The sequence below is a fragment of the Mesorhizobium sp. M3A.F.Ca.ET.175.01.1.1 genome (assembly GCF_004791945.1).
GTDB lineage: Bacteria > Pseudomonadota > Alphaproteobacteria > Rhizobiales > Rhizobiaceae > Mesorhizobium.
This window is the reverse complement of the sequence record NZ_SRTP01000405.1, coordinates 1-255: the sequence shown is the minus strand read 5'-3', so window position 1 is coordinate 255 and position 255 is coordinate 1. Positions and strand designations below refer to the sequence as shown.

Annotated in this window: 1 pseudogene; it reads left to right on the top strand. The window is 69.4% G+C overall.

The window, feature by feature from the left end:
- Positions 1 to 255, top strand: a pseudogene (locus EN818_RS32180) (DNA gyrase subunit B); the annotation flags it as partial.

Sequence of the window (255 nt, the reverse complement as noted above, 5' to 3'; positions counted from 1 at the left end):
GTCGAGCAGGCGGCGATCGCGGGCGCGCTCAATGCCGACGTGCTTGCCGATCTCGGCCGCGCCAACGCCATGGCCGAGCGCGTCGCCAAGCGGCTGGACATGATCGCCGAGGAAACAGAGCGCGGCTGGACCGGCCGGCTGTCGACCTCCAATGACGGCTCCGGCGGCTATGTCTTCGAACGCACGGTGCGCGGCGTGAAGGATGTGGTGCAGCTCGACGCCGGGCTGATCAATTCGGCCGATGCGCGCCAGCTC